A 1,598-nucleotide genomic window follows, 5' to 3' on the forward strand; every position below is an offset into this window, starting at 1 on the left:
GCGACGATCGTCTGAGCAGTTGTCTGCGCCTGCTCGGCAGCACCGACGCTGTGTTGTTGTCCGGCGATGCGGTGTATGCGATGCAACCGGACACTGCGCCGTTCGCTGCTCTGCAAGAGCGACCAATCAAACTTTTTGTATTGGTTGAGGACGCACAGGCGCGTGCGATCGAGGTTCCAGACTGGGCCGAGGCCATTGACTACCCGGCCTTCGTCGAACTGTCGATCCATCACGCCAAGGTCAACAGCTGGCTATGAATTCAATGACCGTCGGCGCCCGCGCCATCGAACTGGACAAGGACGGCTTTCTCGTTGACCTCAGCGACTGGTCGGCTGAAGTCGCCAGCGCCCTCGCCGCCGCCGAAGACATCGAGTTGACGCCCGAACACTGGGAAGTCCTTGAGCTTCTGCGTAGCTTCTACGCCGAATTTCAGCTATCGCCGGCCACGCGGCCGCTGATCAAGTACACCGCGTTGAAACTCGGCGCGGACAAAGGCAACAGCCTGCACCTGAACCGACTGTTCAAAGGCACCCCTGCCAAACTCGCCGCGAAACTGGCGGGCCTGCCCAAACCGACGAATTGCCTATGAACGATTTTCCAGCTTTGACCCTCGAAACGCCTGCCGAGCATCCATTCGCGCAATTCGTGCGCATTCTCGGCAAGGGCAAGCGCGGCGCCCGCGACCTGACGCGCGAGGAAGCCCGCGAGGCCATGGGCATGGTGCTCGATGACAAGGTCGAAGATACGCAACTGGGTGCCTTCCTGATGTTGCTGCGGCACAAGGAAGAAAGTGCCGAGGAAATGGCCGGTTTCACCGAAGCCCTGCGCGCACGCTTGCACGCGCCCGCATTGAATGTCGACCTGGACTGGCCGACCTACGCCGGCAAAAAACGCCACCTGCCGTGGTATCTGCTGGCGGCCAAGTGCCTGGCGCAAAACGGCGTACGCATCTTCATGCATGGCGGCGGCGCGCACACGGCCGGGCGTCTGTACAGCGAACAACTGCTGGGCGAACTGAACATTCCCCTGTGCCGCAATTGGCAGCAGGTCGGCGCGGCACTGGACAACGGCGGCCTGGCGTTTATGCCGCTGGTGGACTGGGCGCCACAGTTGCAAAAGATGATCGACCTGCGCAATACCCTGGGCCTGCGGTCGCCGATCCACTCGCTGGCGCGGATTCTCAATCCGCTCGGCGCACGTTGTGGCCTGCAAAGCATTTTCCACCCGGGCTATCAGGCGGTGCATCGCGATGCCAGCGGCTTGCTCGGCGACACGGCAATTGTGGTCAAGGGCGATGGCGGTGAAATCGAGATCAACCCCGACGCCACCAGCCACCTTTATGGCACCAGCGGCGGTCAGAGCTGGGACGAAGAATGGCCGCAGCTGTCAGCGCAGCGCCACGTCAAACCCGCCTCGCTGGACATCGAGCACTTGAAAGCCGTGTGGCGTGGCGATGTGGTCGACAGTTACCCGCAAATGGCCTTGATTGCGACCATGGCCCTCGCCCTGCGCGGTCTCGGTCAGCATCGCGAACAGGCCTTCGCAACCGCAGAACAGTACTGGGCGGCGCGCAACACATCGATCTAACCGATCATTAG

At 61.9% G+C, this 1,598-nt stretch carries 3 protein-coding genes; all 3 read left to right on the forward strand.

Going from position 1 to position 1,598, the window contains the following annotated elements; all coding sequences use genetic code 11:
* Nucleotides 1-257: sulfurtransferase complex subunit TusB (gene tusB / locus OQK_RS00555; RefSeq protein ID WP_016770651.1), on the forward strand; the 257-nt coding region annotated here is incomplete at its 5' end.
* Entirely contained in the window at nt 254-589 is a 336-nt protein-coding gene (locus tag OQK_RS00560) for a TusE/DsrC/DsvC family sulfur relay protein (RefSeq protein ID WP_016770652.1), read from the forward strand. The genes tusB and OQK_RS00560, both read left to right, overlap by 4 nt.
* Nucleotides 586-1,587 carry a glycosyl transferase family protein gene (locus OQK_RS00565; RefSeq protein WP_016770653.1) on the forward strand — a complete coding sequence of 334 codons (1,002 nt, stop codon included), beginning with the start codon at nt 586-588 and terminating at the stop codon, nt 1,585-1,587. Before OQK_RS00560 ends, OQK_RS00565 begins: the two co-directional genes overlap by 4 nt.
* Nucleotides 1,588-1,598 lie beyond the last annotated feature (11 nt).

Source organism: Pseudomonas sp. R62 (genome assembly GCF_000257605.1).
In the GTDB taxonomy this organism is placed as follows: Bacteria; Pseudomonadota; Gammaproteobacteria; order Pseudomonadales; family Pseudomonadaceae; genus Aquipseudomonas; species Aquipseudomonas atacamensis.